17 protein-coding genes are annotated in these 19,528 nt (G+C 66.6%); 11 read left to right on the top strand and 6 right to left on the bottom strand.

Annotated features, from left to right (window positions below; genetic code table 11):
- The first annotated feature begins 65 nt into the window (after positions 1-65).
- The 8 genes from dcd (at position 66) to rarD (ending at position 7,737) form a co-directional block, all read left to right on the top strand.
- The gene (dcd, locus tag HMPREF2886_RS25295) at positions 66-632 is read left to right on the top strand and encodes a dCTP deaminase (protein ID WP_003092017.1); all 567 of its coding nucleotides are present in this window, start codon (positions 66-68) and stop codon (positions 630-632) included.
- Positions 633-1,055: 423 nt separating this feature from the next.
- The gene (gene rhlA, locus HMPREF2886_RS25290; RefSeq protein ID WP_070748610.1) at positions 1,056-1,943 is read left to right on the top strand and encodes a 3-(3-hydroxydecanoyloxy)decanoate synthase; all 888 of its coding nucleotides are present in this window, start codon (positions 1,056-1,058) and stop codon (positions 1,941-1,943) included.
- Positions 1,944-2,008: 65 nt separating this feature from the next.
- Complete coding sequence (locus HMPREF2886_RS25285; RefSeq protein WP_033970160.1) at positions 2,009-3,289, top strand: glycosyltransferase; 1,281 nt, start codon at positions 2,009-2,011, stop codon at positions 3,287-3,289.
- 126 nt (positions 3,290-3,415) lie between these two features.
- Positions 3,416-4,141 carry a quorum sensing system transcriptional regulator RhlR gene (rhlR, locus tag HMPREF2886_RS25280; RefSeq protein ID WP_003119559.1) on the top strand — a complete coding sequence of 242 codons (726 nt, stop codon included), beginning with the start codon at positions 3,416-3,418 and terminating at the stop codon, positions 4,139-4,141.
- Positions 4,142-4,320: 179 nt separating this feature from the next.
- Positions 4,321-4,926, top strand: coding sequence for an acyl-homoserine-lactone synthase RhlI (gene rhlI / locus HMPREF2886_RS25275; RefSeq protein WP_003111059.1), 606 nt, complete (start codon positions 4,321-4,323; stop codon positions 4,924-4,926).
- A 154-nt stretch (positions 4,927-5,080) separates the two neighbouring features.
- A complete protein-coding gene (gene pheC, locus HMPREF2886_RS25270; protein WP_070748608.1) occupies positions 5,081-5,887 on the top strand; it encodes a cyclohexadienyl dehydratase in 807 nt (268 codons plus the stop codon).
- A gap of 93 nt (positions 5,888-5,980) precedes the next feature.
- Entirely contained in the window at positions 5,981-6,841 is an 861-nt protein-coding gene (locus HMPREF2886_RS25265) for a carboxylate/amino acid/amine transporter (RefSeq protein WP_024914758.1), read from the top strand.
- The gene (gene rarD / locus HMPREF2886_RS25260) at positions 6,838-7,737 is read left to right on the top strand and encodes an EamA family transporter RarD (RefSeq protein ID WP_033970163.1); all 900 of its coding nucleotides are present in this window, start codon (positions 6,838-6,840) and stop codon (positions 7,735-7,737) included. The genes HMPREF2886_RS25265 and rarD overlap by 4 nt, the downstream gene beginning before the upstream one ends.
- 20 nt (positions 7,738-7,757) lie before the next feature.
- On the opposite strand, the gene HMPREF2886_RS25255 is transcribed toward rarD, so the two are convergent.
- Complete coding sequence (locus HMPREF2886_RS25255) at positions 7,758-8,354, bottom strand: C40 family peptidase (protein WP_070748606.1); 597 nt, start codon at positions 8,352-8,354, stop codon at positions 7,758-7,760.
- A 456-nt stretch (positions 8,355-8,810) separates the two neighbouring features.
- On the opposite strand from HMPREF2886_RS25255, the gene HMPREF2886_RS25250 reads away from it, so the two are divergent.
- A complete protein-coding gene (locus HMPREF2886_RS25250) occupies positions 8,811-10,505 on the top strand; it encodes an NAD-dependent malic enzyme (protein ID WP_033970165.1) in 1,695 nt (564 codons plus the stop codon).
- A gap of 121 nt (positions 10,506-10,626) precedes the next feature.
- On the opposite strand, the gene HMPREF2886_RS25245 is transcribed toward HMPREF2886_RS25250, so the two are convergent.
- The 4 genes from HMPREF2886_RS25245 to HMPREF2886_RS25230 all read right to left on the bottom strand — a co-directional run bounded on the left by HMPREF2886_RS25245 (position 10,627) and on the right by HMPREF2886_RS25230 (position 14,507).
- Positions 10,627-11,085: an NUDIX hydrolase gene (locus HMPREF2886_RS25245; protein WP_033970167.1), complete on the bottom strand. Its 459-nt coding sequence runs from the start codon at positions 11,083-11,085 to the stop codon at positions 10,627-10,629.
- The gene (locus tag HMPREF2886_RS25240) at positions 11,082-11,624 is read right to left on the bottom strand and encodes a dihydrofolate reductase family protein (protein WP_057388637.1); all 543 of its coding nucleotides are present in this window, start codon (positions 11,622-11,624) and stop codon (positions 11,082-11,084) included. Before HMPREF2886_RS25240 ends, HMPREF2886_RS25245 begins: the two co-directional genes overlap by 4 nt.
- Before the next feature lie 19 nt (positions 11,625-11,643).
- The gene (locus tag HMPREF2886_RS25235) at positions 11,644-12,972 is read right to left on the bottom strand and encodes a mechanosensitive ion channel family protein (RefSeq protein ID WP_039027446.1); all 1,329 of its coding nucleotides are present in this window, start codon (positions 12,970-12,972) and stop codon (positions 11,644-11,646) included.
- 167 nt (positions 12,973-13,139) lie between these two features.
- Positions 13,140-14,507: an MFS transporter gene (locus tag HMPREF2886_RS25230; RefSeq protein ID WP_033970169.1), complete on the bottom strand. Its 1,368-nt coding sequence runs from the start codon at positions 14,505-14,507 to the stop codon at positions 13,140-13,142.
- A 185-nt stretch (positions 14,508-14,692) separates the two neighbouring features.
- On the opposite strand from HMPREF2886_RS25230, the gene HMPREF2886_RS25225 reads away from it, so the two are divergent.
- Positions 14,693-16,033: a DEAD/DEAH box helicase gene (locus HMPREF2886_RS25225; RefSeq protein WP_079992237.1), complete on the top strand. Its 1,341-nt coding sequence runs from the start codon at positions 14,693-14,695 to the stop codon at positions 16,031-16,033.
- 121 nt (positions 16,034-16,154) lie between these two features.
- On the opposite strand, the gene HMPREF2886_RS25220 is transcribed toward HMPREF2886_RS25225, so the two are convergent.
- A complete protein-coding gene (locus HMPREF2886_RS25220; RefSeq protein WP_003103747.1) occupies positions 16,155-17,870 on the bottom strand; it encodes an MFS transporter in 1,716 nt (571 codons plus the stop codon).
- A 216-nt stretch (positions 17,871-18,086) separates the two neighbouring features.
- Between HMPREF2886_RS25220 and HMPREF2886_RS25215 the strand changes: the two genes are divergently transcribed.
- Positions 18,087-19,412 carry a phospholipase C/P1 nuclease family protein gene (locus HMPREF2886_RS25215; protein WP_070748604.1) on the top strand — a complete coding sequence of 442 codons (1,326 nt, stop codon included), beginning with the start codon at positions 18,087-18,089 and terminating at the stop codon, positions 19,410-19,412.
- The last annotated feature ends 116 nt before the right edge of the window (positions 19,413-19,528 follow it).

Genomic DNA, 19,528 nt, shown 5'->3' with positions numbered 1-19,528 from the left:
CCCTGGGGCGGCGGCCCCGGTAAGATTCGCGATCATTTTTCGCAGCTTTCGACAGGACACCCTCCATGACCATCAAATCGGACAAGTGGATTCGCCGCATGGCTCAGGAGCACGGCATGATCGAGCCGTTCGTCGAGCGCCAGGTGCGCGGTGCGGACGACAGCCGGGTGATTTCCTACGGGGTGTCCAGCTACGGCTACGACGTGCGCTGCGCCGCCGAGTTCAAGGTGTTCACCAACATCCATTCGGCGGTGGTCGATCCGAAGAACTTCGACGAGAAAAGCTTCGTCGACATCAACAGCGACGTCTGCATCATCCCGCCGAACTCCTTCGCCCTGGCGCGGACCGTCGAGTACTTCCGCATCCCGCGCGACGTCCTGACCATCTGCCTGGGCAAGAGCACCTACGCGCGTTGCGGCATCATCGTCAACGTCACTCCGCTGGAGCCGGAGTGGGAAGGCCATGTGACCCTCGAGTTCTCCAATACCACCAACCTGCCGGCGAAGATCTACGCCAACGAAGGCGTGGCGCAGATGCTCTTCCTGCAATCCGACGAGGCCTGCGAAGTGTCCTATAAGGACCGTGGCGGCAAATACCAGGGGCAGCGCGGCGTGACCCTGCCAAAAGCCTGACGCCAGAGCGTTTCGACACCGGAAACCGGGCCTGGCGCCCGGTTTTTTCATGCCTTTTCCGCCAACGCCTCGCAGTTCCCCGCCGGCCGCTCTGGCTCGCCTTATCGCGGGCGGGCAGGGGCTTATGCGCAGGCGACCGCCCGTCCTGTGAAATCTGGCAGTTACCGTTAGCTTTCGAATTGGCTAAAAAGTGTTCATCGGCTAGGCGTGAACACGGACGCCAATCGTTTGCGCAGGCCGATCTGCAAGACCCACACAAGCCCCTCGCCTGAAGGGGTATGCATCCGTCGTGGCTGGTCCGCGCGGGTGGCCGCTGAGTTACTTGTCTGCCGTTCGAACAACAAGAACGAACTCTATGTAATGCCGGGATACCCGTGGCAGCGATAGCTGTTTGCCTGTTCGAAAATTTTTGGGAGGTGTGAGATGCGGCGCGAAAGTCTGTTGGTATCGGTTTGCAAGGGCCTGCGGGTACATGTCGAGCGCGTTGGGCAGGATCCCGGGCGCAGCACGGTGATGCTGGTCAACGGCGCGATGGCGACCACCGCCTCGTTCGCCCGGACCTGCAAGTGCCTGGCCGAACATTTCAACGTGGTGCTGTTCGACCTGCCCTTCGCCGGGCAGTCGCGGCAGCACAACCCGCAGCGCGGGTTGATCACGAAGGATGACGAGGTGGAAATCCTCCTGGCGCTGATCGAGCGCTTCGAGGTCAATCACCTGGTCTCCGCGTCCTGGGGCGGCATCTCCACGCTGCTGGCGCTGTCGCGCAATCCGCGCGGTATCCGCAGCTCGGTGGTGATGGCATTCGCCCCTGGGCTGAACCAGGCGATGCTCGACTACGTCGGGCGGGCGCAGGCGCTGATCGAGCTGGACGACAAGTCGGCGATCGGCCATCTGCTCAACGAGACCGTCGGCAAATACCTGCCGCCGCGCCTGAAAGCCAGCAACCATCAGCACATGGCTTCGCTGGCCACCGGCGAATACGAGCAGGCGCGCTTTCACATCGACCAGGTGCTGGCGCTCAACGATCGGGGCTACCTGGCTTGCCTGGAGCGGATCCAGAGCCACGTGCATTTCATCAACGGCAGCTGGGACGAATACACCCCCGCCGAGGACGCCCGCCAGTTCCGCGACTACCTGCCGCACTGCAGTTTCTCGCGGGTGGAGGGCACCGGGCATTTCCTCGACCTGGAGTCCAAGCTGGCCGCGGTACGCGTGCACCGCGCCCTGCTCGAGCACCTGCTGAAGCAACCGGAGCCGCAGCGGGCGGAACGCGCGGCGGGATTCCACGAGATGGCCATCGGCTACGCCTGAACCCTTGACCTGCGAAGACCCGGCCTGGCCGGGCTTTGCGGTTGCATAACGCACGGAGTAGCCCCATGCACGCCATCCTCATCGCCATCGGCTCGGCCGGCGACGTATTTCCCTTCATCGGCCTGGCCCGGACCCTGAAACTGCGCGGGCACCGCGTGAGCCTCTGCACCATCCCGGTGTTTCGCGACGCGGTGGAGCAGCACGGTATCGCGTTCGTCCCGCTGAGCGACGAACTGACCTACCGCCGGACCATGGGCGATCCGCGCCTGTGGGACCCCAAGACGTCCTTCGGCGTGCTCTGGCAAGCCATCGCCGGGATGATCGAGCCGGTCTACGAGTACGTCTCGGCGCAGCGCCATGACGACATCGTGGTGGTCGGCTCGCTATGGGCGCTGGGCGCACGCATCGCTCACGAGAAGTACGGGATTCCCTACCTGTCCGCGCAGGTCTCGCCATCGACCCTGTTGTCGGCGCACCTGCCGCCGGTACACCCCAAGTTCAACGTGCCCGAGCAGATGCCGCTGGCGATGCGCAAGCTGCTCTGGCGCTGCATCGAGCGCTTCAAGCTGGATCGCACCTGCGCGCCGGAGATCAACGCGGTGCGCCGCAAGGTTGGCCTGGAAACGCCGGTGAAGCGCATCTTCACCCAATGGATGCATTCGCCGCAGGGCGTGGTCTGCCTGTTCCCGGCCTGGTTCGCGCCGCCCCAGCAGGATTGGCCGCAACCCCTGCACATGACCGGCTTCCCGCTGTTCGACGGCAGTATCCCGGGGACCCCGCTCGACGACGAACTGCAACGCTTTCTCGATCAGGGCAGCCGGCCGTTGGTGTTCACCCAGGGCTCGACCGAACACCTGCAGGGCGACTTCTACGCCATGGCCCTGCGCGCGCTGGAACGCCTCGGCGCGCGTGGGATCTTCCTCACCGGCGCCGGCCAGGAACCGCTGCGCGGCTTGCCGAACCATGTGCTGCAGCGCGCCTACGCGCCACTGGGAGCCTTGCTGCCATCGTGCGCCGGGCTGGTCCATCCGGGCGGTATCGGCGCCATGAGCCTGGCCTTGGCGGCGGGGGTGCCGCAGGTGCTGCTGCCCTGTGCCCACGACCAGTTCGACAATGCCGAACGGCTGGTCCGGCTCGGCTGCGGGATGCGCCTGGGCGCGCCGTTGCGCGAGCAGGAGTTGCGCGGGGCGCTGTGGCGCTTGCTCGAGGACCCGGCCATGGCGGCGGCCTGTCGGCGTTTCATGGAATTGTCACAACCGCACAGTATCGCTTGCGGTAAAGCGGCCCAGGTGGTCGAACGTTGTCATAGGGAGGGGGATGCGCGATGGCTGAAGGCTGCGTCCTGAACGGTGCTGGCATAACAGATAGGGTTGCCATGATTTTGCCGTATCGGCAAGGCTGCGCGCTTGACAGCGTCATACCCCGGGCCAATTCTGCTGCGATGCATTTTTTATCGATCAGGGCTTACTGCAATGAGGAATGACGGAGGCTTTTTGCTGTGGTGGGACGGTTTGCGTAGCGAGATGCAGCCGATCCACGACAGCCAGGGCGTGTTCGCCGTCCTGGAAAAGGAAGTGCGGCGCCTGGGCTTCGATTACTACGCCTATGGCGTGCGCCACACGATTCCCTTCACCCGGCCGAAGACCGAGGTCCATGGCACCTATCCCAAGGCCTGGCTGGAGCGATACCAGATGCAGAACTACGGGGCCGTGGATCCGGCGATCCTCAACGGCCTGCGCTCCTCGGAAATGGTGGTCTGGAGCGACAGCCTGTTCGACCAGAGCCGGATGCTCTGGAACGAGGCCCGCGATTGGGGACTCTGCGTCGGCGCGACCTTGCCGATACGCGCGCCGAACAATTTGCTCAGCGTGCTTTCCGTGGCGCGCGACCAGCAGAACATCTCCAGCTTCGAGCGCGAGGAAATCCGCCTGCGGCTGCGTTGCATGATCGAGTTGCTGACCCAGAAGCTGACCGACCTGGAGCATCCGATGCTGATGTCCAACCCGGTCTGCCTGAGCCATCGCGAACGCGAGATCCTGCAATGGACCGCCGACGGCAAGAGCTCCGGGGAAATCGCCATCATCCTGAGCATTTCCGAGAGCACGGTGAACTTCCACCACAAGAACATCCAGAAGAAGTTCGACGCGCCGAACAAGACGCTGGCTGCCGCCTACGCTGCGGCGCTGGGCCTCATCTGATGCCTAGGGCGCGCCGGCTGGCGCGCCCTACCAGATCTGGCAGGTTGCCTGCCGTTCATCCTCCTTTAGTCTTCCCCCTCATGTGTGTGCTGGTATGTCCTCCGACTGAGAGGGCCCAGGAGTATCAGGGTAGGGATGCCGCCTTTTTTTCTCGGCCGGCACGACACGGGGACTTGGTCATGATCGAATTGCTCTCTGAATCGCTGGAAGGGCTTTCCGCCGCCATGATCGCCGAGCTGGGACGCTACCGGCATCAGGTCTTCATCGAGAAGCTGGGCTGGGACGTGGTCTCCACCTCCAGGGTCCGCGATCAGGAGTTCGACCAGTTCGACCATCCGCAAACCCGCTACATCGTCGCCATGGGCCGCCAGGGTATCTGCGGTTGCGCCCGCCTGTTGCCGACGACCGACGCCTACCTGCTCAAGGAAGTCTTCGCTTACCTGTGCAGCGAAACCCCGCCCAGCGATCCGTCGGTATGGGAGCTTTCGCGCTACGCCGCCAGCGCGGCGGACGATCCGCAACTGGCGATGAAGATATTCTGGTCCAGCCTGCAATGCGCCTGGTACCTGGGTGCCAGTTCGGTGGTGGCGGTGACCACCACGGCCATGGAGCGCTATTTCGTTCGCAACGGCGTGATCCTCCAGCGTCTCGGCCCGCCGCAGAAGGTCAAGGGTGAGACGCTGGTCGCGATCAGCTTCCCGGCCTACCAGGAGCGCGGCCTGGAGATGCTGTTGCGCTACCACCCGGAATGGCTGCAGGGCGTACCGCTGTCGATGGCGGTGTGAGATCGTCAGCCGTTTCGCGCACTTTTTTCCGCTTCTCCTGCCGCATGCTCGGCCCGCGCCCCGGTGTCATCGGGCGTTCCCCTGCATCCCTGGATTTGGCTGCGGCTGCCGACTTGCGTAGTCTCTCTGCGGTCCGCCATGCCGAGGAGTCCCCATGCCGAAATCATTCCGCCATCTCGTCCAGGCGCTGGCCTGCCTTGCGCTGCTGGCCAGCGCCAGCCTCCAGGCCCAGGAGAGCCGCCTCGACCGCATCCTCGAGAGCGGCGTGTTGCGCGTCGCCACCACTGGCGACTACAAGCCCTTCAGCTACCGCACGGAAGAGGGCGGCTATGCCGGCTTCGATGTGGACATGGCGCAGCGCCTGGCCGAGAGCCTGGGGGCCAAGCTGGTAGTGGTGCCGACCAGTTGGCCGAACCTGATGCGCGATTTCGCCGACGACCGCTTCGACATCGCCATGAGCGGCATCTCGATCAACCTGGAGCGCCAGCGCCAGGCGTATTTCTCGATTCCCTACCTGCGCGACGGCAAGACGCCGATCACCCTCTGTAGCGAAGAAGCGCGTTTCCAGACCCTGGAGCAGATCGACCAGCCGGGCGTGACGGCCATCGTCAACCCCGGCGGCACCAACGAGAAATTCGCCCGGGCGAACCTGAAGAAGGCCCGGATCCTGGTGCATCCGGATAACGTGACGATCTTCCAGCAGATCGTCGACGGCAAGGCCGACCTGATGATGACCGACGCCATCGAGGCCCGCCTGCAGTCGCGTCTGCACCCGGAACTCTGCGCCGTGCATCCGCAGCAACCCTTCGACTTCGCCGAGAAGGCCTACCTGCTGCCGCGCGACGAGGCCTTCAAGCGCTACGTCGACCAGTGGCTGCACATCGCCGAGCAGAGCGGCTTGTTGCGCCAGCGCATGGAGCACTGGCTCGAATACCGCTGGCCCACCGCGCACGGCAGGTAGTACAGGGGCGGCGAGGTTGGCCGCGGGCCCGCGCGGCCTTCCTTGGCGGCGGCAAAAACGTTATGGTCGGCGCCCCATCCTGGTGCCTGGTCCATGCGTTATCTACTGTTCGTCACCGTCCTCTGGGCGTTCTCCTTCAACCTGATCGGCGAGTACCTCGCCGGCCAGGTCGACAGCTACTTCGCCGTGCTTACCCGGGTCCTTCTCGCTGGCCTGGTGTTTCTCCCGCTGACCCGCTGGCGCGGCGTCGAACCGCGTTTCGTCGGCGGGGTGATGCTGGTCGGCGCGCTGCAGTTCGGCATCACCTACGTCTGCCTGTACCTGAGCTTCAACGTGCTGACGGTGCCCGAGGTGCTGCTGTTCACCGTGCTGACGCCGGTCCACGTGGCCCTGTTCGACGACCTGCTCAACCGCCGCTTCAACTTCTGGGCCCTGGTCGCCGCGCTGGTGGCGGTGCTGGGCGCGGCGATCATCCGCTACGACGGGATCACCGGCGAGTTCCTCCAGGGCTTCCTGCTGCTGCAACTGGCCAACGCCACCTTCGCTGCCGGCCAGGTGCTGTACAAGCGCCTGGTGCGCAAGTACCCGTCCGAGCTGCCGCAGCGCCAGCGCTTCGGTTATTTCTTCGTTGGCGCGCTGCTGGTGGCGTTGCCTGCCTGGCTGTTGTTCGGCGATCCGCAGCGCCTGCCGGCCGGCGAGCTGCAATGGGGCGTACTGGTATGGATGGGGCTGCTGGCCACCGCCCTCGGCCAGTTCTGGTGGAACAAGGGCGCCACCGAGGTGGACGCCGGTACCCTGGCGGTGATGAACAACCTGCACGTGCCGGTCGGGTTGCTGCTCAACCTGCTGATCTGGAACCAGCACGCCGACCTGCCGCGCCTGGCCCTGGGCGGCGCGGTGATCGTCGCTTCGCTGTGGGTCAACCGGCTCGGCCGGCGCGAGGTGCGTGCATGAGGATTTCCGGACAGGGCGTGCTGCTGTCGCTGGCCGCCTCGGTGCTGTTCGTTACCCTGCCGGGCTACGTCCACCTGCTGGAGCCGCTGGACAGCCTGCAGGTGGTGGCGCATCGGGTGGTCTGGTCGATCCCGATGGTCTTCCTGCTGGTCCTCGCCACCCGCCAGTGGCCGACCCTGCGCGCCGCCTGGCGCCGGCTTTTCGCCGAGCCCTGGCTGCTGGCCTGCTTCCCGCTGACTGCGGCGATGATGCTGCTGCAATGGGGCATCTTCATCTGGGCGCCGTTGGCCGGGAAGACCCTCGAACTGTCGCTGGGCTACTTCCTCCTGCCGCTGGCGATGGTGCTGGTGGGGCGGGTGTTCTACGGCGAGCGCCTGACGCCGCTGCAGGCTATCGCCGTGGCCTGCGCGCTGGCCGGGGTGCTCCACGAGTTCTGGCTGACCCGCGCGTTCTCCTGGGTCTCCCTGGTCACCGCGCTGGGCTATCCGCCGTACTTCATGCTGCGGCGCAGGATGGGCGTGGACGCGCTGTCCGGGTTCGTCTTCGAGATGCTCTTCCTGCTGCCGCTGGCGCTGGCCGCGCTGTACTGGCTGGGCGACGAGAGCCAGGCCTTCCGCGAGGCGCCGCGCCTGTGGCTGCTGCTGCCGATGCTGGGGCTGATCAGCGCGCTGGCCTTCGGCGCGATGATGGCTTCCAGCCGGCTGCTGCCGATGGGGCTGTTCGGGATTCTCAGCTACGTCGAACCGGTGCTGCTGTTCCTCGTGGCGGTACTGTTCCTCGGCGAGGCGTTCCGTCCCGAGCAGCTATGGACCTACGCGCCGATCTGGCTGGCGGTGCTGTTGACCGGCTGGGACAGCGCGCGCCTGCTGAGGAAACAGGCGCGGCGGGGCATCTGAGCGAGCCGCAGGCGCCGGAATCAGCGCTTGCGGGTGCTTTCGACCTGGGCGAGGGTGGTCGGCAGGATGCGCTTGCCGGCCAGGTAGTGGCGTTTCCAGTAGCTGCTGTTGAGGTCGGAGACGCGGACCTTCTTGCCGCGCCGTGGCGCGTGCACGAAGCGGTCGTTGCCGACGTAGATGCCGACGTGGTCGACGCTGCGGCTGCGGATCCGGAAGAACACCAGGTCGCCCGGTTGCAGCTTGCCGCGGGAGACCTTGTTGTTGTCCATGTTGTAGATGGCGCGGGCGGTCCGCGGCAGGTCGACGTCGTCGACGTCCTGGAACACATAGTTGACCAGGCCGCTGCAATCGAAGCCTTTCTTCGGCGTGGTGCCGCCCCAGCGGTAGGGGGTACCGATCATGCTGAAGGCGCGGTCGGTGACTTCGGAAGCGGCGGCCGCGACCACCGAGCGGTTGGCGGACTGGCGGGTGCTGACGACCCGGCTGGGCGACAGGGTGGAATTCTTCGACGGCTTGAAGGTGTGGGTGACCTGGTTGGAAGCCAGGCTGGGCCTCGAGAGGGCGGCCAGAAGGGCCGCGAAGCCTACAGACAGGCATGTCAAAAAGGGTGAACGCATTTCGGCATGTCTTCGCGTGCGTGAATAACGGTCCAGGCTTCCGCTGGTTCGTGGTTACTCTCTGTTCATCGGAGTGTCTTCTGGGTGACCGGAACGAGCCCTCCTGACTCTTCCGACCAGGCCGTCAAACGAAACGGCCAACTGCTTCCGGGCCTGGATGCATTCAGGTTTTCCCGGCGACAACGGGCTTAACGAAGGAAAATCGGGGACTCATCGGCGTTCCCAGCGTATTCCCCTACGAAAGCGGCGGCTATTGTGACCTATTTTGACGCCGGCCTTCTGACCATTCGTCGAATGATCGGTTCCGGATGTGACGCGCCGGTTTCGCCGTGCAAGTGGCGATACTTGCGGGTCCGGCAATGACCTGTTGTTCGCCGTGGCCTTGGAAAGCCTCTGCGCCGGGGGTATGTTCGTGGTCCCCGTACCCGAGTGAAGCCCGTAGAAGCGAGTCCAGATATGACCGAAACAGCCAAGCGTCCCTTGTACGTTCCCCATGCCGGCCCATCGCTGCTGGAGATGCCGCTGCTGAACAAAGGCAGCGCGTTCAGTACCCAGGAACGCATCGATTTCAACCTGCAGGGCCTGCTGCCGCACAACATCGAGACCATCGAGGAGCAGACCGAGCGCGCCTACAGCCAGTACAACCTGTGCAACACCGATCTGGACCGCCACATCTTCCTGCGCTCGATCCAGGACAACAACGAGACCCTGTTCTTCCGCCTGCTCGAGGAGCACCTGGAAGAAATGATGCCGATCATCTACACCCCCACGGTCGGCCAGGCCTGCCAGGAGTTCTCGAAGATCTACCGGACCCACCGCGGCCTGTTCATCTCCTACCCGGACCGCGAGCGGATCGACGACATCCTGCGCAGCGCCACCAAGAACAACGTGAAGATCGTGGTGGTCACCGACAGCGAGCGGATCCTCGGCCTGGGCGACCAGGGTATCGGCGGGATGGGCATTCCGATCGGCAAGCTGTCCCTGTACACCGCCTGCGGCGGTATCAGCCCGGCCTACACCCTGCCGGTGGTGCTGGACGTCGGCACCAACAACCCGGACCTGCTCAACGACCCGATGTACATGGGCTGGCGCCACGAGCGGGTGAGCGGGGCGCAGTACGAGGAGTTCGTCGACCTGTTCATCCAGGCGATCAAGCGCCGCTGGCCCAACGTCCTGCTGCAATTCGAGGACTTCGCCCAGACCAATGCCATGCCGTTGCTGGAGCGCTACAAGGACGAACTGTGCTGCTTCAACGACGACATCCAGGGCACCGCCGCGGTGGCCGTGGGCACCCTGCTGGCGGCTTGCAAGGCCAAGGGCGAGAAGCTCAGCGAGCAGACCGTGACCTTCGTCGGCGCCGGCTCCGCCGGTTGCGGCATCGCCGAACAGATCATCGCCGCCATGCAACTGGAGGGCCTGGACGAGGCCCAGGCGCGTCGGCGCATTTTCATGGTCGACCGCTGGGGTCTGCTCACCGACGACATGAGCAACCTGCTCGACTTCCAGCACCGCCTGGCGCAGAAGCGCACCGATCTCGGTGCCTGGGGCGGCCAGCAGGGCGACGACCTGGCGTTGCTGGAAGTGATCCGCAATGCCCGGCCGACGGTGCTGATCGGCGTCTCCGGGCAGCGCGGGCTGTTTTCCGAAGAGGTCATCCGCGAGCTGCACAGCCATTGCAAGCAGCCGCTGGTGATGCCGCTGTCCAACCCGACCTCGCGGGTCGAGGCGACTCCGCAGGAAATCCTCAACTGGACCGACGGCCAGGCGCTGGTCGCCACCGGTAGCCCGTTCCAACCGGTGCAGGTGGGCGACAAGCGGATTCCCATCGCCCAGTGCAACAACGCCTATATCTTCCCCGGTATCGGCCTGGGGGTGATCGCCGCGCGGGCCAACCGGGTCACCGAAGGCATGCTGATGGCCGCGGCCAACGCCCTGGCCAACTGCTCGCCTATCGTTACCCGGGGCGAGGGCGCCGTGTTGCCGGCGCTGGGCGACATCCGCGAGGTCAGCAAGCGCATCGCCGTCGCCGTGGCCAAGCAGGCCCAGGCCGAGGGCAAGGCCCTGCATACCAGCGACGAGGTATTGAACGACGCCATCGAGGCGAACTTCTGGTTCCCGCGCTACCGTGCCTACCGCCGGACTTCGTTCTGAGGCCTAGCCGCAGGCTACGCACAAGGGAGAGGCGTTAATCGCCGATATTCCGCGCGATCGGTGCGAGAACGCGAAAAGGCCACCCCGAGGTGGCCTTTTTCGTTGGCGGTAGCGCTAGCGCTCAGCGCACATGGTCGGGGCGAGTCCGGTGTCCGGCCTGGGCTTCCGGGTTTTCCGCCGCGCGCCGCGCCAGGGCCGGCAGGACATGGTCGCGCAGCAGCGGCGCGAGATTGCCCGGCTGCGGTTGGCCGGGGACCAGCCAGGCCAGTTCCTCGAGCTCCGCCTGCGCACAGACGGCGTGGGGCAGGCGGGCGACGTAGATATCGGCATCGACGCGGGTGTTCGCCTCGTTGGCCGCCGGCGCCTGGAAGCTGCCGAGGTGCTCGAAGGTCGAGGCGCCCATCGGCAGGCGCAGTTCCTCCAGCAGTTCGCGCTGTAGCGCGGCGAGGGGCGTTTCGCCCGGCTCGCGCTTGCCGCCCGGGAGCATGAAGGCCTGGGTGCCGCGCTTGCGCACCAGCAACAGGTTGCCCTGGTCGTCGAACAGGCAGGCGGCGGAAATGCTCAGCAGGTTGTCGGTCATTGCGGGTCGTCCTCGGCGATCACCCGGTAGCGCATCTGTACGATGCCGCTGTTGTAGCCATGTTGTTCCAGCAGTTGCAGGCGCCGCTCGCGGCCGCCGGCGAACAGCGGGATGCCGGCACCGAGCAGCTGCGGAATGACGCTGACGATCACCTCGTCGAGCAGCCCGGCAGCCAGGCAACTACCGGCGAGGCTGCCGCCGCCGGCCAGCCAGACCCGCCGGCAGCCCTGTTCGCCGAGGCGTGCGAGGCCTTCCTGGGGCGTGCCATGGCGCAACTCGACGCCTTCCACCGCGCTCTCCCGGGGATTGCGGGTGAGCACCTGGCAGGGCTTGCCCGGATACGGCCAGTCGCCGAAGCCGCGCACGATATCGTAGGTGCCGCGGCCCATCAGCAGCCCGTCGATGCCCTGGTAGAAGCCGTTGTAGCCATGGTCGTTGCCGCCCTCGGCGAAACGGTCGAGCCAGTCGACGCTACCGTCGGGACGGGCGATGAAGCCGTCCAGGCTGGTGGCGACGTAGTAGATCAGGTGCGGTTTCATGGACGGCGCTCCCCTCGCTTCAGACAGTGGCTTCGTCGCTGCGGCTCGGTGCGGCCAACGCCTCGAACGAACGGACCTCGGCGTCACGGCCTTCGAGCATGCCCTGCAGCCCCTGGCGCAGGTCCTGGCCGCTGGGCTGCTGGTAGGCGCCGAGGCCGAACTCCGGCATCACCGCCAGCAGGTAGTCGAACACGTCGCCCTGGATGCGCTCGTAGTCGATCCAGCCGGTGGTGCGGGTGAAGCAGTATATCTCCAGCGGGATGCCCTGGGCGGTCGGCTGCAACTGGCGGACCATGCAGGTCATGTCCTGATGGATGTCCGGATGGTTCTGCAGGTAGGCCAGCGCGTAGGCGCGGAAGGTGCCGATGTTGGTCAGCCGGCGGCGGTTGGCGGCCAGCGGTGCGACCCCGCCGTTGGCGGCATTCCATTCCTGCAGCTCGGTCTGCTTGCGCGCCATGTACTCGGTGAGCAGGCGCACCTGGCTCAGGCGCCGCTCTTCCTTTTCGTCGAGGAAGCGCACCTGGCTGGAGTCGACGTAGATCGCCCGCTTGATCCGCCGTCCGCCGGACTGCTGCATGCCGCGCCAGTTCTTGAACGACTCCGACATCAGGCGCCAGGTCGGCACCGAGACGATGGTCTTGTCGAAGTTCTGCACCTTCACGGTGTACAGGGTGATGTCCACCACGTCGCCGTCGGCGCCGACCTGCGGCATCTCGATCCAGTCGCCGACCCGCAGCATGTCGTTGCTGGTGAGCTGTACGCTGGCGACGAAGGACATCAGGGTGTCCTTGTAGACCAGCAGGAGGACCGCCGACATCGCGCCGAGGCCGGACAGCAGCAGGAGCGGCGAGCGGTCGATGATGATCGAGACGATGATGATCGCGCCGAACACGAACACGGCGATCTTCGCCAGTTGCACGTAGCCCTTGATCGAGCGGGTGCGGGCATGCTCGGTACGCGCGTAGATGTCCAGCAGGGCATTCAGCAGCGCGGTGAGGGCGAGGATCAGGAACAGCACGGTGAAGGCCAGTGCCAGGTTGCCGAGGAAGTGCGCGGCCTTGTCCGGCATCTCCGGGATCCACGGCAGGCCGAATTGCACCAGCAGCGAGGGCGTGGTCTGCGCCAGGCGCTGGAACACCTTGTTGCGGATCAGGTCGCCGAGCCAGTGCAGCGCCGGCTGGCGGGCCAGCAGGTTGACCGCGTAGAGGACGATGTAGCGGGCCACCCGGCCGAGGATCAGGGCGCCCACCAGCAACAGGCCGAAGGCCAGGCAGGCGTGGAGGATGGGGTGCTGGTCGAGTGCCGACCAGTATTCGGAGAGCTGGTCGAGAAGGGATGTGGAGTCCATGGACAGGCGACTTCCTTTGTTGCGGTGGGGCGGGCGAGCCGATTCCCACGGTTTGACGAAACATCCCGGCCGGCGGGCCGGGAACGCACAAAGGGATCAAGAGTGCCTCATCGGGCACGGCTTCGCATCTCGGATATGTCTGAAAAGGTTTCCCGCCGATGCACGGATCAACCGGCGAGCTCCTCCAGGGTGCGCCCGCGGGTCTCGATACCGAAGGCCCAGACCACCAGGGCGGCGATCCCGAAGCACAGCGCGCCGAGGCTGAATACCCCGCCCTGTCCGGTGAGCGGCAGGATCAGCCCGGTGACCAGCGGGCCGAGCAGCGAGCCGATCCGCCCGACCGCCGAGGCGAAGCCCGAGCCGGTGGCCCGCGCGGAGGTCGGGTAGAGTTCCGGGGTGTAGGTGTAGAGCACCGCCCACATGCCGAACAGGAAGAACTGCATGGCCAGGCCGAAGCCGATCAGCAGCGCCAGGCTGCCGCCGAACACCGCGGTCTGGCCGTAGGCGTAGGCCATCGCGCCGCCGCCGAGGAGCATCAGCACGCAGCTCGGCTTGCGGCCCCAGCTTTCCACCAGCCAGGCCGCGCAGAGGAAGCCGGGTATCCCGGCCAGCGAGATCAGCACCGTGTAGTACACCGACTGGGTGACGGCGAAGCCGGATTGCTGGAGCAGCGCGCTGAGCCAGGAGGTCAGGCCGTAGAAACCGAGCAGGGCGAAGAACCACAGGCCCCAGACGGTCAGGGTGCGGCGCCGGTAGGCTGGCGACCAGAGTTCGGCGAAGGCGCTGAAGAAGCCCGGACGGCTGCGTTCCCGCTGCGGTTGGCGCAGCGGCGGCGGCAGCTCGGTCAGGCCCAGCGAACGCATCACCCGTGCCTCTATGCCGCGCAATACCCGGTCCGCCTGTTCGCGCCGGCCGGCCTGCTCCAGCCAGCGCGGCGACTCGGGAATCAGGAAGCGGATGGCGAGGACGAAGACCGCCGGCAGCGCCAGCACCAGGAAGATCGTGCGCCAGCCGGTCAGCGGCAGGAGGACGTAGGACAGGCAGCCGGCGGCGACGAAGCCCAGCGGCCAGAAGCCGTCCATCAGTGCAATGTACTTGCCGCGGCGGCTGGCCGGGATCATTTCCGACAGCAGCGACTGGGCGATGGGAAACTCCATCCCCATGCCGATCCCCAGCAATACCCGGTAGAAGGTCAGGCTGCCGAGGTCGCCGGCGGTGGAGCACAGGTAGCTGGCCAGGCCCCAGAGTACGATGCTGCCCTGGAATACCGGCTTGCGCCCGAAACGGTCGGCGAGCATGCCCGACAGGGCCGCGCCGATCACCATGCCGAAGAAGCTCGAGCTGGCCAGCAGCCCGGCCTGTGCCGAGTCGAGCCCGAACTCGGCTTTGATCGAGCCGAGCAGGAAGGTCATCATCGCCAGGTCCATCGAGTCGAAGAAGAATGCCAGCGCGATGATCACGAAGATCAGTCGGTGATACGGACTCAGCGGCAGCCGTTCGAGGCGTTCGGCGGCGGATGCGGGCGCGTCGGGCATGAGCTGGTTCCTCTGGGCGGCGGGCGTCGAACGAGTCTGCGACCGCCGCCCGCGCCGCGCTTGCCTGGCGGCGACCCGGCGTCGAGCCGATTGCGACGCCGGCGCTGGCCGTCGCGCCGCGCGAATAAAGCCTGCGCGCCGGCGCGGCAACCGTTAGGCTATGCACCTGTCCATTTTCACGTGCAATGCCGAGGTTTCCCTTGTTCAGCCAATTTCCCCTCCACGAACGCCTGCTGAAGGCACTGGAAAGCCTGTCCTTCAGCGAGCCGACGCCGGTCCAGGCCGCGGCCATTCCCAAGGCGCTGGAGGGGCACGACCTGCGGGTCACGGCGCAGACCGGCAGCGGCAAGACCGCGGCCTTCCTGCTACCGCTGCTGCACCGCCTGCTGGTCGAGGACAAGCCGCGCTCCCTGGCGCGTGCGCTGATCCTCCTGCCGACCCGCGAGCTGGCCCAGCAGACCCTCAAGGAAGTCGAGCGCTTCGCCCAGTTCACCTTCATCAAGGCCTGCCTGATCACTGGCGGCGAGGACTTCAAGGTGCAGGGCGCGCGCCTGCGCAAGAACCCGGAGATCATCATCGGCACCCCCGGCCGCCTGCTCGAGCAGCGCAACGCCGGCAACCTGCCGTTGCAGGACATCGAGGTGCTGGTGCTGGACGAGGCCGACCGCATGCTCGACATGGGCTTCGCCGCCGACGTGCTGGCCCTGGCCAATGCCTGCCCGGCCGAGCGCCAGACCCTGCTGTTCTCCGCCACCCACAGCGGCGCCGGGTTGAACAAGGTGATCGCCGAGGTGCTGCGCGAGCCGCAAGTGCTGCGCCTGAACCAGGTCGGCGAGCTGAACGAGAACGTCCGCCAGCAGGTCATCACCGCCGACGACGTGGCGCACAAGGAACAGTTGCTGCAATGGCTGCTGAGCAACGAGACCTACACCAAGGCCATCGTCTTCACCAACACCCGGGTCTCCGCCGATCGCCTGACCGGGCGGCTGATCGCCAACCAGCACAAGGTCTTCGTCCTGCATGGCGAGAAGGACCAGAAGGACCGCAAGCTGGCCATCGAGCGCCTGAAGCAGGGCGCGGTGAAGATCCTCGTCGCCACCGACGTCGCCGCACGCGGCCTGGACGTCGAAGGCCTGGACCTGGTGATCAACTTCGACATGCCGCGCAGCGGCGACGAGTACGTGCACCGCATCGGCCGCACCGGCCGCGCCGGCGCCGAGGGCCTGGCGATCTCGCTGATCTGCCATGGCGACTGGAACCTGATGTCGAGCGTCGAACGCTACCTCAAGCAGAACTTCGAACGACGCAACATCAAGGAACTGAAGGCCGCCTACCAGGGGCCGAAGAAGCTCAAGGCCTCGGGCAAGGCCGCCGGCAGCAAGAAGAAAAAGCAGGACAGGAAGGGCGCCGCCGCCAAGCCCGCGGCCAAGCGCAAGCCCGCCGCGCGGCCGAAGGCCGGGCCGTCGGCGGTGGTCAGCGCCGACGGCATGGCGCCGCTCAAGCGCAAGAAGCCGACGGCGGAGTGATCGCGCGCCGCCGACGGCTTCGGAGGGCGGATAACCGTTTGTTGTTATCCGCCACGCCGGCGTTGGATGGCGGATAACGCCGCTGGCGCTGTCCGCCCCGGGGGACTGCCTGGCCCCGTTTTCAGCTCCCCGCCGTCGCGCCCGCCTCGTCGTTGGCCGGCGGCGTGGCGCTCTTCACCAGCGGCGTATCGTAGCTGCTCGCCTCGTAGCTCACGCAATGGCGGATCTGCGGCGGACCGTCGCCGGCATGCAGGGCGGTGACGTTGTCGATGACGATCTTGTCAGCCAGGGTCATGCGGTCGAGCATGCGCAGGTGCTGGATCCAGTTGTCCACCAGGAACAGTTCCTGCCAGACCTCCGGGTTGCTCACGTCGCGGAACAGCGACCAGCGCTCCGCGCCGTTGCGCAGGCGCAGGCGGCGCAGCGGCTGGGCGGCGCGAACGAAGTCGCGGGTGCGCTCGGCGGGAATCCGGTATTCGATGGAGACCAGCACCATGCCTCGCCGCGTGTTGAAGACGAAGCTCGGCTGCCCGGGCATGCTCGCCGGCGCGCGGGAAATACTGGCGGCGTCCATTTCCGGCAGGCGCGAGTTGTACAGGAGGATCACCGAGGCCAGCAGCAGGCAGCCGGCGGCCAGCAGCGCGCCGTGCACGGTCATGGTCTCGGCGAGATGGCCCCAGAGGAATGAACCCAGCGCCAGGCCACCGTACAGCGCGGTCTGGTACAGCGCCAGGGCGCGCGCCTTGATCCAGTCGGGGACGAGGATCTGCACCGCCGAGTTGTAGGTGGCGAGGGCGCCGATCCAGCAGCCGCCGCCGAGGATCAGCACCGGGAACAGGACCCAGAGGTTGTCCACCAGGCCGAGGGTCAGCAGGATCAGCGCCAGGGTGAAGCCGGCCAGGCTGATCAGCCGGCTGCTGCCGATCCGCTGGCGCAGGCGCGAGACCTGGGTGCTGCCGAGGATCGCGCCGAGGCCGAGGGCGCCGAGCATGTAGCCGTAGATCGCCGCGTCGCCGTCCGGGTTGCGGTGCGCCAGCAGCGGCAGCAGGGCCCAGACCGCGCTGGCGGAGAGGCCGAAAGCGAAGGAGCGCATCATCACCAGGCGGGTGACGGTGGAGTACTGGGTGAAGCGCAGCGCCGCGGTGACGCCTTCGAGGATGCCTTCCGGCGGCAGGCTGCGCTTGGGCACGTCGCGCCGCCACTGCCAGATCGCCCAGATCAGGGCCATGTAGCAGAAGCTGTTGAACAGGAACACCCAGGCCGGTCCCACCGCGCTCAGCAGCAGGCCACCGAGGGCCGGGCCGGCGGCGCGGGCGACGTTGTAGTTGACGCTGTTGAGCAGCACCGCGTCGCTGACCATGCGCGCCGGCACCTGCTCGTTGACCGCCGCCTGCCAGGCCGGGATGGTCACCGAGCCGCCGAGGGAGATCCAGAGGATGGAGATGATCAGCAGCACCGGGTCGAGGTAGCCGAGGAAGGCCAGCAGGGTGGCGAACATCGCCCCGGTCATCTCGAAGCTGAGCCCCCAGAGCATGATCTTGCGCCGGTCGTGGTTGTCGGCGATGACCCCGGAGAGGATCGACAGCAGCACCAGCGGCAGCGCCGCGGCGACCTGGATCATCGCCACCATCAGCGGGCTGGCGTGGGCGTCGGTGACCACCCAGGCGGCGGCTACCGACTGGGCCCAGGTGCCGAGGTTGGCGAACAGGTTGCAGATCCAGATGATGCGGAAGGCCTGGATCGAGAACGGCGCCCAGGTGCCGGTGCGTTCTGGCTTGGCCGCTTGGCCTTCGGGTTTGAGGGGCAGGTCGTGCTTGGGCGAAACGGACTGGAGCATCAGATGGGTGCCTTGTATCAGCGTGCCTGATGTCGGGAAAGTCTAGCCGCCTGGCGCCTGGGCGCCATTGATGGCGGTCATGGGGCCGGCCCGGCGTGGATAGACATTGGTCCGATGGCGCTATCGGAGAGTTCCGATGTCCAGGCAGGACAGTGCCCTGGGTGTCCCGCATTGGTAGGCTTGCCGGCACCGAGTCGAGACAAGAGCGAAAAGCCGATGAAGTTGCTGTTGCGTTACCTGCTGCTGGGGGCGTGGGTCGTCTCGCCGAGCCTGTGGGCCTGGTCCAACCATACGGTGGGCAGCTACCTGGCATTGCGCGAGCTGGCGGCCATCCGCGAGGCGCCGCAAGTCGAGGTGGAGCCGCTGGAGGCGTTCCTCGCCGCCGAGCGCGACGGACTGGCCGCACTGCTGGACGAGCAGGAAGCCTACGCCCGAGCGCATATCGGCAACTACCCGGCGCGTCCGGACACCCTGCGCTTCGCCGCCGACGGCGAGGCCGGCGACTTGCGCCAGGCGTTCCTCGCGGCGCTGCGGGTCAACCCGGAGATCCGCCTGGCGCTGGCGATCCAGCCGCTTCCCGGGCAGGACCAGCCGCAGCGCCCGCACCTCAAGCCACAGGAGGTGCTGGTGTTCCAGAACCTCTCGCCGTGGACCGCCTGGCGTTTCATTCGCCTGGAGCCCGGCGAGCGAGTCGCGCCCCTGGCAGTGCTGGCCACCGCCGCCGACGAGCCGGACTACGGCCACGACATCAACCTGTTCAGCGACAACCCCGGCGAGGCCGGCCAGCGCTACGGCTTCGGCACCCAGCCATTCGGCGACCCGCGCTTCGAGTTCAGCTCCCAGGCGCCGTTCCACATGGGCTTCTACCACGAGGCGGCGGTGATCTACAGCGGTGCGCCGTTCCTCGCCCGGGCCTGGCCGGAATGGCGTGCCTACCAGTATTTCGGCCTGTCCCGATTCGCCTTCGCCAACGGTCATCCCTACTGGGGCTACCGGTTCCTTGGCTGGGGCATGCACTACATCCAGGACATCACCCAGCCCTACCACTCCACGCCGCTGCCCGGTGCCAGCCTGGCGGCGATGCTACAGATGGAGGGCAAGGCATTGCTCGGCTACCCGGAGGAAAAGCAGGCGGCCATCGAGCGTGTTGCGAACCGCCATACCGCGGTGGAGAAATACCAGTTCGACTGGCTGCGCCAACTGCTCCGCGACGGCCCCCCGCAGCCGATGCTCGACGCCTACGCCGACACCCGCCGCGACGGTGCCTATCCGGCCTATTCGCCGACCTACTTGCGCGAGGTGGTGGCCGCCGAGTCGAATGCCCACGCCGCGGCCTTCGACGCCGCCATCGGCGAATGGCTGGCCGCCCGCCCGGCCTCCGCCGCGCAAGACTTCAGCGAGAGCAACCAGCCACGCCCCGAGACTCACGACAATGCGGCGCTGAACGCGCAACTGATCGAACTGATCGGGCATTTCGGCGCGCACAGCCGGAACATCGCCAGGGCGGCGTTGGAGACGGAGGAGGGTGGGGCGAAGGAGTGAGGGGGACGGCGGATGAGCGGCGGATAACCGCGAGCGGTTATTCGCCCTAAGGAGCGGGGGCGCAGTCCGGCTTTTTCGGGGTGTGTAGGGCGAATAACGCCATGGGCGTTATCCGC

The sequence above is a fragment of the Pseudomonas sp. HMSC066A08 genome (genome assembly GCF_001813025.1).
In the GTDB taxonomy this organism is placed as follows: domain Bacteria; phylum Pseudomonadota; class Gammaproteobacteria; order Pseudomonadales; family Pseudomonadaceae; genus Pseudomonas; species Pseudomonas aeruginosa.
The sequence above is the reverse complement of the archived record's forward strand: the minus strand, read 5'-3'. Positions and strand labels throughout refer to the sequence as shown.

Bases quoted from the DNA above. Each gene is read 5' to 3' on its own strand.
- dcd (WP_003092017.1), top strand. From the start codon at position 66: ATGACCATCAAATCGGACAAGTGGATTCGCCGCATGGCTCAGGAGCAC.
- rhlA (WP_070748610.1), top strand. From the start codon at position 1,056: ATGCGGCGCGAAAGTCTGTTGGTATCGGTTTGCAAGGGCCTGCGGGTA.
- HMPREF2886_RS25285 (WP_033970160.1), top strand. From the start codon at position 2,009: ATGCACGCCATCCTCATCGCCATCGGCTCGGCCGGCGACGTATTTCCC.
- rhlR (WP_003119559.1), top strand. From the start codon at position 3,416: ATGAGGAATGACGGAGGCTTTTTGCTGTGGTGGGACGGTTTGCGTAGC.
- rhlI (WP_003111059.1), top strand. From the start codon at position 4,321: ATGATCGAATTGCTCTCTGAATCGCTGGAAGGGCTTTCCGCCGCCATG.
- pheC (WP_070748608.1), top strand. From the start codon at position 5,081: ATGCCGAAATCATTCCGCCATCTCGTCCAGGCGCTGGCCTGCCTTGCG.
- HMPREF2886_RS25265 (WP_024914758.1), top strand. From the start codon at position 5,981: ATGCGTTATCTACTGTTCGTCACCGTCCTCTGGGCGTTCTCCTTCAAC.
- rarD (WP_033970163.1), top strand. From the start codon at position 6,838: ATGAGGATTTCCGGACAGGGCGTGCTGCTGTCGCTGGCCGCCTCGGTG.
- HMPREF2886_RS25255 (WP_070748606.1), bottom strand. From the start codon at position 8,354: ATGCGTTCACCCTTTTTGACATGCCTGTCTGTAGGCTTCGCGGCCCTT.
- HMPREF2886_RS25250 (WP_033970165.1), top strand. From the start codon at position 8,811: ATGACCGAAACAGCCAAGCGTCCCTTGTACGTTCCCCATGCCGGCCCA.
- HMPREF2886_RS25245 (WP_033970167.1), bottom strand. From the start codon at position 11,085: ATGACCGACAACCTGCTGAGCATTTCCGCCGCCTGCCTGTTCGACGAC.
- HMPREF2886_RS25240 (WP_057388637.1), bottom strand. From the start codon at position 11,624: ATGAAACCGCACCTGATCTACTACGTCGCCACCAGCCTGGACGGCTTC.
- HMPREF2886_RS25235 (WP_039027446.1), bottom strand. From the start codon at position 12,972: ATGGACTCCACATCCCTTCTCGACCAGCTCTCCGAATACTGGTCGGCA.
- HMPREF2886_RS25230 (WP_033970169.1), bottom strand. From the start codon at position 14,507: ATGCCCGACGCGCCCGCATCCGCCGCCGAACGCCTCGAACGGCTGCCG.
- HMPREF2886_RS25225 (WP_079992237.1), top strand. From the start codon at position 14,693: ATGCCGAGGTTTCCCTTGTTCAGCCAATTTCCCCTCCACGAACGCCTG.
- HMPREF2886_RS25220 (WP_003103747.1), bottom strand. From the start codon at position 17,870: ATGCTCCAGTCCGTTTCGCCCAAGCACGACCTGCCCCTCAAACCCGAA.
- HMPREF2886_RS25215 (WP_070748604.1), top strand. From the start codon at position 18,087: ATGAAGTTGCTGTTGCGTTACCTGCTGCTGGGGGCGTGGGTCGTCTCG.